12 protein-coding genes, 1 tRNA gene and 1 pseudogene are annotated in these 12,903 nt (G+C 66.5%); 8 read left to right on the top strand and 6 right to left on the bottom strand.

Annotated features, from left to right (window positions below; genetic code table 11):
* The first annotated feature begins 1 nt into the window (after position 1).
* Positions 2-883, top strand: coding sequence for an SURF1 family protein (locus tag ACH49N_RS35740; protein WP_358277608.1), 882 nt, complete (start codon positions 2-4; stop codon positions 881-883).
* Here the strand turns inward: ACH49N_RS35740 and ACH49N_RS35735 are convergent.
* Complete coding sequence (locus ACH49N_RS35735) at positions 824-1,807, bottom strand: cobalamin biosynthesis protein (RefSeq protein ID WP_358277610.1); 984 nt, start codon at positions 1,805-1,807, stop codon at positions 824-826. The genes ACH49N_RS35740 and ACH49N_RS35735 overlap by 60 nt on opposite strands.
* 47 nt (positions 1,808-1,854) lie before the next feature.
* On the opposite strand from ACH49N_RS35735, the gene ACH49N_RS35730 reads away from it, so the two are divergent.
* Entirely contained in the window at positions 1,855-2,217 is a 363-nt protein-coding gene (locus tag ACH49N_RS35730; RefSeq protein WP_358277612.1) for a DUF5655 domain-containing protein, read from the top strand.
* Positions 2,218-2,326: 109 nt separating this feature from the next.
* Here ACH49N_RS35730 and ACH49N_RS35725 read toward each other — a convergent pair.
* The 4 genes from ACH49N_RS35725 to ACH49N_RS35710 all read right to left on the bottom strand — a co-directional run bounded on the left by ACH49N_RS35725 (position 2,327) and on the right by ACH49N_RS35710 (position 4,058).
* A tRNA-Val gene (locus ACH49N_RS35725) sits at positions 2,327-2,398 on the bottom strand.
* Between the two features lie 32 nt (positions 2,399-2,430).
* A complete protein-coding gene (locus ACH49N_RS35720; RefSeq protein ID WP_109329112.1) occupies positions 2,431-2,895 on the bottom strand; it encodes a peroxiredoxin in 465 nt (154 codons plus the stop codon).
* A gap of 38 nt (positions 2,896-2,933) precedes the next feature.
* A complete protein-coding gene (locus ACH49N_RS35715) occupies positions 2,934-3,359 on the bottom strand; it encodes a DUF3052 domain-containing protein (protein WP_109329110.1) in 426 nt (141 codons plus the stop codon).
* A gap of 165 nt (positions 3,360-3,524) precedes the next feature.
* Positions 3,525-4,058, bottom strand: coding sequence for a hypothetical protein (locus ACH49N_RS35710; protein WP_250777137.1), 534 nt, complete (start codon positions 4,056-4,058; stop codon positions 3,525-3,527).
* Between the two features lie 225 nt (positions 4,059-4,283).
* Here ACH49N_RS35710 and aceE point away from each other — a divergent pair, with 225 nt between their 5' ends.
* The 6 genes from aceE (at position 4,284) to ACH49N_RS35680 (ending at position 12,740) form a co-directional block, all read left to right on the top strand.
* Positions 4,284-7,136, top strand: a complete 2,853-nt coding sequence (gene aceE / locus ACH49N_RS35705; protein ID WP_358277614.1) for a pyruvate dehydrogenase (acetyl-transferring), homodimeric type — start codon at positions 4,284-4,286, stop codon at positions 7,134-7,136.
* 80 nt (positions 7,137-7,216) lie between these two features.
* Complete coding sequence (locus ACH49N_RS35700; protein WP_109329104.1) at positions 7,217-8,488, top strand: CdaR family transcriptional regulator; 1,272 nt, start codon at positions 7,217-7,219, stop codon at positions 8,486-8,488.
* A 127-nt stretch (positions 8,489-8,615) separates the two neighbouring features.
* A complete protein-coding gene (locus ACH49N_RS35695) occupies positions 8,616-9,533 on the top strand; it encodes an ACP S-malonyltransferase (RefSeq protein ID WP_250777139.1) in 918 nt (305 codons plus the stop codon).
* Between the two features lie 108 nt (positions 9,534-9,641).
* Positions 9,642-9,953 carry a meromycolate extension acyl carrier protein AcpM gene (gene acpM / locus ACH49N_RS35690; protein WP_109329100.1) on the top strand — a complete coding sequence of 104 codons (312 nt, stop codon included), beginning with the start codon at positions 9,642-9,644 and terminating at the stop codon, positions 9,951-9,953.
* An 8-nt stretch (positions 9,954-9,961) separates the two neighbouring features.
* Complete coding sequence (locus ACH49N_RS35685; RefSeq protein ID WP_109335018.1) at positions 9,962-11,212, top strand: KasA/KasB family beta-ketoacyl-ACP synthase; 1,251 nt, start codon at positions 9,962-9,964, stop codon at positions 11,210-11,212.
* A gap of 94 nt (positions 11,213-11,306) precedes the next feature.
* A complete protein-coding gene (locus ACH49N_RS35680) occupies positions 11,307-12,740 on the top strand; it encodes a carboxyl transferase domain-containing protein (RefSeq protein WP_358277617.1) in 1,434 nt (477 codons plus the stop codon).
* Positions 12,741-12,789: 49 nt separating this feature from the next.
* Here ACH49N_RS35680 and ACH49N_RS35675 read toward each other — a convergent pair.
* Positions 12,790-12,903, bottom strand: a pseudogene (locus ACH49N_RS35675) (4-coumarate--CoA ligase); the annotation flags it as partial.

The following is a 12,903-nucleotide window of genomic DNA, read 5'->3' as shown; positions in this document are numbered from 1 at the left end:
GGTGCGAAGGCTGAGATTTCTGTTGCGACCCGGCTGGTTGGTGTTGGCCGTGGTGGTCGCCGGATTCGCATTCATGTGCTTCTACGTACTGGCGCCATGGCAGCTCGGCAAGAACACCTCGACGGAACACCGCAACCAGCTGATCGCCGAATCGGTGGAGGCCGAGCCGGTGTCGCTGGAGAGCCTGATCCCGGGGTCGGCGCCGAATCCGGACGACGAGTGGCGCCGCGTCACCGCCACCGGCTCGTACGTGCAGAACAGCGACATCCTCGTCCGGTTGCGGTCCATCGGTTCGGAGCCCGCGTATGAGGTACTGACACCCCTGCAGCTCACGGACGGCCGCGCCATTCTCGTCAATCGCGGATACGTGCGACCGGTCCAGGGAACCGAAGCGCCCCCCGTCGGACCGCCCCCCGCAGGACAGGTCACGCTCGACGGGCGCATCCGCAAGTCGGAGGGCACCGTCGCGGGGAAGGACCCGATCACGGAGAACGGGCTGCGGCAGGTCTACTTCATCGACGCCGGTCAGATCGGCGACTTCATCGGCATCGATCTTCTCGACGCCTACGTGCAGTTGGAACCTGATCAGCCCGGCGGACTGGGCACCATTCCGCTCCCCCAGCTCGACGCCGGCCCCTACCTGTCCTACGGACTGCAGTGGCTGGCGTTCGGGATCATGGCTCCCCTGGGATTGGCGTACTTCGTCCGCGCGGAATTGCGGGAACGTCGCAAGGAGAAGGTTGCCGCAGGCGGCACGTCCCCGGCGTCCGCCCCCGTTCCCGCCCCGAAGAAGACGCCGTTCACGCGGGCCAAGCCGGCCGACTCAGCCCCGCGGACGGCGGCGGAAGCGAAGATGGCCGACCGCTACGGCAAGAGCCGCTGAGACACACGCCGCACCGCACTGGACCGCGATCGACAGCCGCACCGCACGGCGCAGGTCGGTAGGCGTGGGCATACGGCCACTCCCCAGCTGCGGGCGCATCTCGATTCCGTGCGCATACTGGGTCCGGCCACCGAGGGAAATCCCGAGAGCGCCCGCGGTCGCGGCTTCCACGACGCCCGCGTTGGGACTGGGATGCCCCGCCGCATCCCGGCGCCATGCCGTCCACGCCTGCCTCGGCGAACCATCCACTGCCGGGGCCAGCGCCACGGTGAGAGCGCCCGTCAGCCGGGCGGGCAGAAGGTTCAGAACGTCGTCGCCGCGCGCCGCGGCCCACCCGAAATTGCGGTATCTCGGCGAGCGATACCCGACCATCGCGTCCAGTGTGTTGAACGCCCGGTAGACGAACAGGCCTGGGATGCCTGCCAGCGCACCCCAGAAAAGTGGTCCCACTGCCGCGTCGGATGTGTTCTCCGCCACCGACTCGAGCGTCGCCCGCGTGATCCCCCGGGCGTCGAGCACGCTGGGATCCCGGCCGCACAGGGACGGCAACAGTTCGCGGGCATCGGTGAGGTCCTCGCCCGCGAGGTGTTCGGCCATCGCCGCGCCGGTGCGGCCGAGGGACGTTCCGCCGAGCACGGCCCACGTCGCGATCGCGGTCCCGCCTGCCTCGCCTGCCCAGCCTCCCTGCCCCGCAGCCCGCGCGGTGACCACCCCCAATGCTCCGACGACGCCCACGAGCACCGCTGCATGCAGGGCGCCCGACAGCCGCGAGTCGCGGTAGGTGGCTTTCTCGCATGCTGCTGCCGCCCTGCCGAATCCGGACACCGGATGCCACCGGGCCGGGTCGGCCAGCAGTCGGTCGGCACCGAAGCCGAGCAACAGACCTACTGCACGCGCGGTGCCGGGGCGGGAGGTTGGATACACGCCGCTATTTGTATCAACTAACGTTGCAGGGGAGTGAAGGAGCGTCCATGAGTGCCGTGATCGACGAGTATCTGGCCGGGAAAGATCCGGACGCCACGGAGCGTCTTCTGCAGTTCCGGGACCTGGTGCTGGCCTGCGGTGAGGTGGACGAACGAGTGCACAGGACCGAGATCGCCTGGGCGCGCACCCGCGTCTTCGCCGCCGCGTTCATCTACTCGTCCCGACTCGAGATCGCCCTCGACCTTCGTCGACGCGTGCACCACCCGCGGCTGCGCGACGCTTTCCCCACCACCAAAACGGTGATCACGCATCGGCTCACGATCACCGCCGACGGGCAGCTCGACGACACCCTCGCCGCGCTTCTGACCGAGGCCTACGAGACGGTCGGCCCGGGCACCCGCGCGCGGTAGCCGCTGCGCGCGGTGGCCGCGACGAAACGCGTGCACATTGGTCAGATGCTGAGGAATTGGCCGGCGAGTCGCGCGAATCGGTGCGCGGATGCGGACAAGACGAAAACGGTGGGCGCGGAGGGTTTCGAACCCCCGACCGCTGGTGTGTAAAACCAGAGCTCTACCACTGAGCTACACGCCCGAACATCCGGCGAGAGGCTCGCCGGATGTGCATCAGGACTCTAGCGTGGCGAGCGCTTTCTCCCAAGCTCCCTGGTCACGGGCTTCTCCGGGACCGTTCATTTCGGCGAACCGGATGATGCCTTCCTTGTCGATCACGAAGGTGCCGCGGTTGGCGAAGCCCAGCTTCTCGTTGAAGACGCCGTATGCCTGTGCGACCTCGCCGTGTGGCCAGAAGTCGGCGAGCAGCGGGAAGGTGTACCCCTGTTCGGCGGACCAGATCTTGTGCGTGGGCGAGGCACCGACCGACAGCGCGAGAATGGCGGTGTCGTCGTTCTCGAACTTCGGCAGCTCGTCACGCACTTTGCAGAGCTCGCCCTGGCAGGTGCCGGTGAAGGCGAGGGGGTAGAACACCAGCAGGACGTTCTTCTTCCCGCGGTAGTCGGACAGCGTCACCTGCTGGTTGTTCTGGTCCTTGAGGGTGAAATCGGGGGCGGTGGTGCCCACCTCGAGCGGCATGAGGTGATCCTTCGATGTGTGTTGAACGTTCCGGCGTGTCAGCGTTTGCTCACGGGGCGTGACTTCGGCTGCACCAGGCGGCTTCCGGTCCAGTCTCCGAGGTTGGCCGCGGATGTCTGGGTCAACCCGGCCGTGGGGGCTGATTCGGCGATCTCGCTGGGTTCCACATGACCGGGCTGGCCGGTCTTGGGGGTGAGGACCCACACGAACCCGTCGTCGGCCAGCGGGCCGATCGCGTCCATGAGGGCGTCGACGAGGTCGCCGTCTTCGTCGCGCCACCACAGCAGCACGACGTCGATCACCTCGTCCGAGTCCTCGTCGAGCATGTCTCCACCGATGGTGTCCTCGACCGCGGCACGCAGGTCGTCGTCGGTGTCCTCGTCCCAGCCCAGTTCTTGTACTGCCATGTCAGCAGTGATCCCGAGTTTCTGAGCGTAGTTCTGGGCGTCCGCCGCGGCGACCACGGTGGGGTCCTCCTTTTGTTGACGGTGCTCGGGTACCCGAACACCGGCCGAATGAAGATCAATTAGGTGAAAGCGAACATGCTCGGACGCTTTCGCGCAAGCCGACCACGCGAAAATTGTGGAGAAAGTGCCGCGTGGTCATCGACCGAGCCTACGGTGCGGAGCTCAGGAAGTGGGGCAGGCTGCCCGAATCGAGTCGCGGAGTTCGTCCCCACGACCCGCCAGCGTGTTCAGATAGTCGCCTCGCTCGCCGCTCTCGACCGCGGAGGCGAGGTCGCGATACGTGGCCGCGTAGTCGACGAAGAGACCCGCCAGATCCGGGGGCAACGCCGGGCCCGCCTCCTCGGCCCGGTCCGCCGCGGAACGCAGAGCCCCTACGGCCTGAGCGGCTTTCGCGCCGGCGTCCGCGGCGTCGGTGTTGGCCGCGTCGATGAAGGCGTTGTACGAGTCGATGGTGTCGCCGGCGCGGGTGAGGAACAGCGCGCATTCCGCTTCCAGTGCGGCGAGTTCGTCCGCGACCTTCTGGGAGGACGACGCTGCCGCCATCGACGACGTGACTTCCGCGGCGTACTCGGCCGCCTGCGCTCGGTTCTCTTGTGGGTGGCCCTCCACAGGAGCGGAGCAACCCACGACCAGGGCGAGTCCGATCACCGCGGCGGCAGCGCCGAGCAGGGCTGCTCTTTCGGTTCCGGCGCGCATTCGTCTCCCCTGTTCCACGACGACCCCCGACAAGTGAACCGCCAGGCCCCGTAACTGCGCAAACGCTACCGGAGAGTAACCCGAGCGGAGTGTGCCGACTGCGTCGCGATGGGGAAAGATGGGGCTTGCGCCATATTTCATAAAGGAGATGGGTCGGACCTAACAAGGTCCCGATCACATGGAGAGGACGCCACACCGCGCGTCCCACCACAATGAGGAGCAACGTTGTCAGACCTGATCCAGGGACCCGCGTCTCAACCGGATTCCGCCACACCCGGCGCCGGAGCGGCCCAACCTTCCCCCAGTGCGACCCCGGGCTCCGACGGCCGCGTTCGCGTCATCCGTGAGGGTGTCGCGTCGTATCTGCCCGACATCGACCCGGACGAAACCACTGAGTGGCTGGAATCGTTCGACGGACTGCTCGATCGGTCCGGTGCGACCCGCGCGCGTTACCTGATGCTGCGCATGCTCGAACGCGCCGGCGAGAAGCACGTCGCTCTTCCCGCGCTGACATCCACCGACTACGTCAACACCATCCCCACCGAGAACGAGCCCTGGTTCCCCGGTGACGAGGAAGTCGAGCGGCGTTACCGCGCCTTCATCCGCTGGAACGCGGCGATCATGGTGACGCGTGCGCAGCGTCCCGGCGTCGGCGTCGGCGGCCACATCTCCACGTACGCGTCCTCGGCGGCCCTGTACGAGGTGGGCTTCAACCACTTCTTCCGCGGCAAGGACCACCCGGGTGGTGGCGACCAGATCTTCATCCAGGGTCACGCCTCCCCCGGCATCTATGCCCGCGCGTTCCTCGAGGGCCGTATTCCGGCCGAGCAGATGGACGGATTCCGCCAGGAGGCCTCCCACGCCGACGAGGGTGGCGGCCTGCCGTCGTATCCGCATCCGCGGCTGCTGCCCGACTTCTGGGAATTCCCGACCGTGTCCATGGGTCTCGGCCCGATGAATGCCATCTACCAGGCCCGGTTCAACCACTACCTGCACGACCGCGGCATCAAGGACACCTCCGATCAGCACGTGTGGGCGTTCCTCGGCGACGGCGAGATGGACGAGCCGGAATCGCGTGGCCTCGCCCACGTGGCCGCCACCGAAGGTCTCGACAACCTGACGTTCGTGGTGAACTGCAACCTGCAGCGCCTCGACGGCCCCGTCCGCGGTAACGGCAAGATCATCCAGGAACTCGAATCCTTCTTCCGCGGCGCCGGCTGGAATGTCATCAAGGTCGTGTGGGGACGCGAGTGGGATGCGCTCCTGCACGCGGATCGCGACGGCGCCCTGGTCAATCTCATGAACGTCACCCCGGACGGTGACTACCAGACGTACAAGGCCAACGACGGCGGCTACGTGCGCGAGCACTTCTTCGGTCGCGATCCGCGGACCAAGGAACTCGTCGCGAACCTGTCCGATCAGGACATCTGGAACCTCAAGCGTGGTGGTCACGACTACCGAAAGATCTACGCCGCCTACGCTGCCGCGATGGCACACAAGGGTCAGCCGACGGTGATCCTCGCGCACACCATCAAGGGTTACACCCTCGGTAAGCACTTCGAGGGCCGCAACGCGACGCACCAGATGAAGAAGCTCACGCTCGACGACCTGAAGAACTTCCGCGACTTGCAGCGCATCCCGATCTCGGACGAGGAACTCGAGCGAGATCCCAAGATGCCGCCGTACTACCACCCGGGCAAGGACGCACCCGAGATCCAGTACATGCTCGACCGTCGCCGCGCGCTGGGCGGGTTCCTCCCCGAACGTCGCTCCAACGTCGCGCCGTTGCCGATGCCGCCCGACAAGACCTACGACGTGGTGCGCAAGGGTTCCGGCAAGCAGCAGGTCGCGACCACGATGGCACTGGTCCGCATCATGAAGGAACTGTTGCGGGACAAGGAGATCGGCAAGCGCATCGTGCCGATCATCCCCGACGAGGCGCGCACGTTCGGTATGGACTCGTGGTTCCCGTCGCTGAAGATCTACAACCGCAACGGTCAGCTGTACACGGCGGTGGACGCCGAACTGATGCTTGCCTACAAGGAGAGCGAGATCGGGCAGATCCTGCACGAGGGCATCAACGAGGCGGGGTCGACCGCGTCGTTCACGGCAGTCGGCACCTCGTACGCCACGCACGGCGAGCCGATGATCCCGCTATACATCTTCTACTCGATGTTCGGTTTCCAGCGCACCGGCGACGGGCTCTGGGCAGCGGCGGATCAGATGGCGCGCGGATTCGTCCTCGGCGCCACCGCCGGCCGCACCACGCTGACCGGTGAGGGACTACAGCACGCGGACGGACACTCGCTGCTGCTGGCGTCGACCAACCCGGCGGCCGTCGCCTACGACCCGGCGTTCTCCTATGAGATCGCGCACATCATCAAGGACGGTCTGCGCCGCATGTACGGCGGCACCGAGGGTGTCGACGGTTTCGGTGGCGAGAACATCTTCTACTACATCACCCTGTACAACGAGCCGTACTCGCAGCCGGCCGAGCCGGAGAACCTGGACGTCGAGGGCCTGCTCAAGGGCATGTACCTGTTCAAGAAGTCGGAAGGCTCCGGCCCGAAGGCCCAGATCCTGGTCTCCGGCGTCGGGATGCCCGAGGCTCTGCGCGCGCAGAACCTCCTCGCCGACGACTGGGGTGTGGCCGCCGACGTGTGGTCGGTGACGTCGTGGGGCGAGCTGCGCCGCGACGGCGTCGAGTGTGAGAAGCAGGCACTGCGCGACCCGGGCAACGATGCACCACTGCCCTACGTCACGCAGGCACTCTCCGATGCGGCCGGCCCGTTCGTCGCCGCCTCGGACTGGATGCGCGCCGTCCCGGACCAGATCCGTCAATGGGTCCCGGGCTCGTACACCACCCTGGGCACCGACGGGTTCGGCTTCTCCGACACCCGTCCGGCCGCGCGTCGATTCTTCAACGTCGACGCCGAATCGATCGTCGTCGCCGTCCTCAGCGCGCTCGCCGGGGAAGGAGCGGTCGACCGGTCGAAGGCCGTCGAGGCTGCGTCGAAGTACCGCATCGACGAGGTCGGCGCCGCGGAGGTGTCCTACACCGACACCGGAAGCGCGTAACCCACAGATAGTTCCTCGCCTCACTGCCGCCCGGGTGTCCGTCGGACATCTCGGGCGGCAGTGAGCGTAGGTTCTTGACCATGGTCGAGCAGAGTCCGATGGTCTCCCGCAGACGACAGCCCAGAGATCCGTTGCCCGATGCTCTCCTGCGCCGCGTCAAGCAGTACTCCGGCCGCCTCTCCACCGAGGCCGTCACCACCATGCAGGATCAACTGCCCTTCTTCGACGACCTCGATGCCGCTCAACGCTCCAACGTGCAGCTCCTCGTGCAGACGGCGGTCGTCAACTTTCTGGAGTGGCTCAAGGACCCGGACAGCGACATCCGCTTCAGCCTCGACGCTTTCCAGGTGATCCCCCAGGACCTGGCCCGCCGACTCACTCTCCGGCAAACGGTCGACATGGTGCGGGTGGCCATGGAGTTCTTCGAGCAGTGGCTTCCCGCCCTCGCCCGCAACGACCAGCAGTTGATCGCACTGACCGAGGCCGTGCTCCGGTACGGCCGCGAGCTCGGCTTCGCGGCCGCCTCCGTCTACGCGAGCGCCGCCGAATCCCGCGGCGCCTGGGACACCCGGCTCGAAGCACTCGTCGTCGATGCGGTCGTCCGGGGCGACACCGGATCCGACATGTTGTCGCGGGCGGCCACCCTCAACTGGGACGCCACCGCGCCCGCCACCGTGATCGTGGGCACACCGCCGGAGGACGAGCGGGTGTCCGTGGTCGGGACGGTGCACACCATTGCGCAGAAACACGGCCGTGCCGCGCTGGCCGTGGTGCAGGGCTCCCGCCTGGTGATGGTGGTCAGCGGTGAACTACAGGAGGGGTCGGGGCACTCGAGTTTCATGTCGGATCTGCTCGGCAAGTTCTCGGAAGAGCCGGTGATCATCGGTCCGACCACCCCGACGCTGGGCGCAGCCCACTTCAGTGCCGTCGAGGCGCTGGCCGCGATGCAGGCGGTAGCGGGCTGGCGGGGCGCCCCCCGGCCGGTCCACGCCGCCGAGCTCCTCCCCGAACGCGCGCTCCTCGGCGACAACGCGGCGGTCACTGCCCTCAACGAACATCTCGTAGCTCCGCTGGCGGCCGCGGGCGGGGTCCTGACGGACACGTTGGACGCCTATCTCGACTGTGGAGGTGCGGTTGAGACTTGTGCACGGCAGCTGTTTGTTCATCCAAATACTGTGCGGTATCGACTCAAGCGAATCGCTGAAGTCACGGGCCGTGATCCGACGAATCCGAGGGATGCGTACGTGCTTCGGGTGGCCGCCACGGTCGGTCGTTTGACACGTTCCCATAACGAACCCATCACACGTTTAACACCAGTCACAGGCTTCCCATTCGGAGAACCAGCGCTGTAACGAACGGTTGTCCAATTTCGATGCGAGGGTCCCACGTGCAATTTTGTGGGAACCCAACAAATCCGCTGACAAAGGTTCATCCGCAACGACATCTCGCAGTACGTACCTGACGGTGTTCTCTTGAAGAGTGATTTCGTTGCTCGCCCCGGGTCAGGGCTCTCAGACACCCGGCATGCTCATTCCTTGGTTGGAGCTGCCGGGTTCTCATGACCGTGTCGCACTGTGGTCGAAGGCTTCCGGCCTCGATCTGGTCCGGCTCGGCACCACAGCGACGGCAGAGGAGATCACCGACACGTCGGTGACCCAGCCTCTCGTCGTGGCCGCCGCCTTGCTCGCTTTCGAGGAGCTCGACACCCGCGGTGTGATCCCCGCCGACGCCATCGCGGCCGGGCATTCGGTCGGGGAACTTGCCGCGGCGGCTATCGCCGGTGTGCTCTCCACAGACGATGCTGTCGCCCTCGCTGCGATCCGCGGCGCGGAGATGGCCAAGGCCTGCGCCCTCGAACCGACCGGAATGTCCGCCGTCCTCGGCGGCGACGAAGCCGTGGTCCTCGCCCGCCTGGAAGAGCTGGGCCTCGAGCCGGCCAACCGAAACGCTGCCGGCCAGATCGTGGCAGCGGGTCTGCTCTCCGCGCTCGAAGAGCTCGCCGCCAACCCACCGGAGAAGGCACGGGTGCGCGCACTCCCCGTCGCCGGCGCCTTCCACACCCGGTTCATGGCCCCCGCCCAGGAAGCCGTCACCGAAGCGGCGTCCAAGATCAAGCCCGACGAACCCACTCGCACACTGCTCTCCAACGCCGACGGCGCACCGGTCGCATCCGGAGCCGACGCACTGACTAAGCTGGCTGCACAGGTGACCCGACCTGTGCGTTGGGACCTGTGCACCGCGAGTCTGCGGACCGCTCAGGTCTCCGCGATCGCGGAACTTCCACCAGCTGGAACCCTGGTCGGCATCGCCAAGCGTGAAATGCGCGGTACGCCGACTCTGGCACTCAAGACCCCGGGGGATATCTCCGCGCTGGCCGAACTCACACAAGTCGGCTAGTTTGCTGCGCGCACCTCAGGGTGCGTGCAGGGCCCGCGGGCGCGGCCGATGGGGACGCGTCCGCACAACTCCAGATACATCTACACCGAATCAGAAGGGAGCCACTCAGTGGCCGCCACCCAGGAAGACATCATCGCCGGACTCGCGGAGATCATCGAGGAGGTCACCGGCATTGAACCCTCCGAGGTGACCATCGAAAAGTCCTTCGTCGACGACCTCGACATCGACTCCCTCTCCATGGTTGAGATCGCCGTTCAGACCGAAGACAAGTACGGCGTGAAGATCCCCGACGAGGATCTCGCAGGGCTGCGCACCGTCGGTGACGCCGTGTCCTACATCCAGAAGCTCGAAGCCGAAGGCGGCGCCGAGGCTGACGCCGTGAAGGCCAAGCTCGAAGCAGCCAAGAACGACGAGGAGTGAGCTCAACCGTGACTTCCGCCTCGACCAACGGGAAACAGTTCCCCAACATCGTCGTCACGAGCCTCGCGGCCACGACGTCGATCGCTGGTGATGTGGATGCCACGTGGAAGGGCCTGCTGGCCGGCGAGAGCGGCATCGACACCATCCAGGAGCCCTTCGTCGCCGAGAACGACCTTCCGGTGACGATCGGTGGCAAGCTCAAGGTGTCGCCCGACGAGTCACTGTCCCGGGTCGAGATTCGCCGGATGAGTTTCGTCGAGCGGTTGGCGCTCGTCCTGGGCCGTCAGGTCTGGGAGAACGCCGGCAGCCCGGAGGTCGACAAGGACCGACTCGGTGTCGTCATCGGCACCGGATTGGGCGGCGGCGAGGCTCTCATCGACGCAGTCGAGAAGATGAAGGCCGGCGGCTACCGCAAGGTGTCGCCGTTCGCGGTGCAGATGGTGATGCCCAACGGTCCGTCGGCCACCGTCGGACTCGAACTCGGCGCCCGCGCCGGGGTCATCACACCCGTCTCGGCCTGCTCTTCGGGTTCCGAAGCCATCGCCCATGCGTACCGCATGCTGGTGATGGGTGACGCCGACATCATCGTCGCCGGTGGTGTGGAGGGTTACCTCGACGCCGTGCCGATCGCGAGCTTCGCGATGATGCGTGCGCTGAGCACCCGGAACGACGATCCGAAGGCGGCTTCGCGGCCGTTCGACAAGGATCGCGACGGCTTCGTCTTCGGTGAAGCCGGCGCAATGATGGTTCTCGAGACCGAGGAGCACGCCAAGGCTCGCGGTGCCACCATCCACGCCCGTCTGCTGGGCGCGGGAATCACCTCCGACGGGTTCCACATCGTCGCTCCCGATCCTTCGGGTTCGGGCGCTGCGCGGGCCATGACGAGGGCAATCGAGACTGCTGGGTTGACGAAGAAGGACATCCAGCACATCAACGCGCACGCCACGGCTACGCCGATCGGTGACACAGCAGAGGCGAACGCCATCAAGGCTGCTGTCGGCAACCATGCTGCGGTGTACGCACCGAAGTCCGCGTTGGGGCACTCGATCGGCGCCGTCGGTGCGCTCGAGGCGGTGCTCACGGTCCTGAGTCTGCGTGAGGGAGTCATTCCGCCCACGCTGAATCTCGAGAATCAGGATCCAGAAATCGATCTGGATGTCGTCAAGGGCGAAGCCCGTTACGGCGAGATCGAGTTCGCGATCAACAACTCGTTTGGTTTCGGTGGGCACAACGTCGCGCTCGCCTTCGGCCGGGTCTGACAAGCCGGTCCAGCTAGATCGCGGGTGGAGACCTCCTTCTTCAGGGGGTCTCCACCCATCGACAGCCCCTCAGGGCCGCTACAAGGAGGACGCGATGACAATCTTGGCACCCGCAACGAAGTCCGATGCGTCAGTCGATCCACGCGACCCCCTTGCGCGTCTGGAGAAGCTGTTCGATGCCGGGACCGTCGTCCCCTTGCACCCGCGTGACAAGTCCGGTGTGCTGGCTGCGGTCGGCAACATCGACGGTGTCCGCACCATCGCCTACTGCTCCGATGCCACCGTCATGGGCGGTGCCATGGGAGTCGAAGGTTGTAAGCACATCGTCACGGCGATCGACACCGCCCTCGAGGAAGATGCCCCCATCGTCGGGCTCTGGCATTCGGGTGGTGCGCGCCTCGCCGAAGGCGTCGAGGCGCTGCACGCCGTCGGACTCGTCTTCGAGGCCATGGTGCGTGCCTCCGGTCGCATCCCCCAGATTTCCGTAGTACTCGGCTTCGCCGCCGGCGGAGCGGCATACGGCCCCGCCCTCACCGACATCGTCATTATGGCGCCCGAGGCCCGCGTTTTCGTGACCGGCCCCGACGTGGTGCGCAGTGTCACCGGCGAACAGGTCGACATGGTGTCCCTCGGCGGCCCCGACACCCACACCAAGAAGTCGGGTGTGGCGCACATCGCCGCCCACGACGAGGCCGATGCCCTGCATCGGGCGCGGCGCCTCGTGTCGATGTTCTGCGAGCAAGGCGAATTCGACCAGGCCGCTGCCGAACACGGTGACACCGATCTCCGCGCCCTCATGCCGGAGTCGGCCAAGCGCGCCTACGACGTTCGCCCGATCGTGCACGAACTACTCGACAACGTCGAGGGCGAGTCGAGCTTCGAAGAGCTGCAGGGCAATTACGCGCGCAGCATCGTCACCGGGCTGGGCCGCCTCGGCGGCCGCACGGTCGGCGTCATCGCCAACAACCCGCTTCGCCTCGGCGGTTGCCTCAACTCCGAAAGTGCGGAGAAGTCGGCGCGTTTCGTGCGCCTGTGCAACGCGTTCGGGATCCCCCTCGTCGTCATCGTCGACGTCCCCGGCTACCTCCCCGGCGTCAGCATGGAATGGGAAGGCGTGGTTCGCCGGGGCGCCAAGCTGCTCCACGCGTTCGCCGAGGCCAAGGTTCCCCGGGTCACGGTGGTCACGCGCAAGATCTACGGCGGCGCATACATCGCTATGAACTCTCGCGCGCTCGGGGCCACCGCCGTCTACGCCTGGCCCGACGCCGAGGTCGCCGTGATGGGCGCCAAGGCTGCGGTCGGCATCCTGCACAAGCGTGCGCTCGCCGCCGCGCCCGAAGAAGAGCGTGAGGCCCTGCACGAGCGTCTGGCCATCGAGCACGAGAGCATCGCCGGTGGTGTCGATCGCGCCGTCGCGATCGGTGTGGTGGACGAGGAGATCGACCCGGCCAAGACTCGCAGCGTCATCACCGCAGCCCTCGCGGCCGCCCCCGCGCATCGCGGCGATCACAAGAACATCCCGCTCTGATTCGGTAGACCACACCGCGGTCGGTTCGGTGTGAGTCATGTCGCAGTGCCTACTTTGCGGCCTCGGCAGCGCGTAGGTCCTTGCGGAGGATCTTGCCGGCGGCCGATTTCGGCACCAGGTCGATGAACTCGACCTTGCGGACCTTCTTGTGCGGGGAGACCTT

Origin of the sequence: Rhodococcus sp. NPDC019647, assembly GCF_044389235.1 — a bacterium.
In the GTDB taxonomy this organism is placed as follows: domain Bacteria; phylum Actinomycetota; class Actinomycetes; order Mycobacteriales; family Mycobacteriaceae; genus Rhodococcus_F; species Rhodococcus_F oxybenzonivorans.
This window is presented reverse-complemented; position numbering and strand designations above follow the sequence as displayed.

Bases quoted from the DNA above. Each gene is read 5' to 3' on its own strand.
- ACH49N_RS35680 (WP_358277617.1), top strand. From the start codon at position 11,307: ATGACAATCTTGGCACCCGCAACGAAGTCCGATGCGTCAGTCGATCCA.
- ACH49N_RS35720 (WP_109329112.1), bottom strand. From the start codon at position 2,895: ATGCCGCTCGAGGTGGGCACCACCGCCCCCGATTTCACCCTCAAGGAC.
- ACH49N_RS35710 (WP_250777137.1), bottom strand. From the start codon at position 4,058: ATGCGCGCCGGAACCGAAAGAGCAGCCCTGCTCGGCGCTGCCGCCGCG.
- ACH49N_RS35730 (WP_358277612.1), top strand. From the start codon at position 1,855: ATGAGTGCCGTGATCGACGAGTATCTGGCCGGGAAAGATCCGGACGCC.
- ACH49N_RS35700 (WP_109329104.1), top strand. From the start codon at position 7,217: ATGGTCGAGCAGAGTCCGATGGTCTCCCGCAGACGACAGCCCAGAGAT.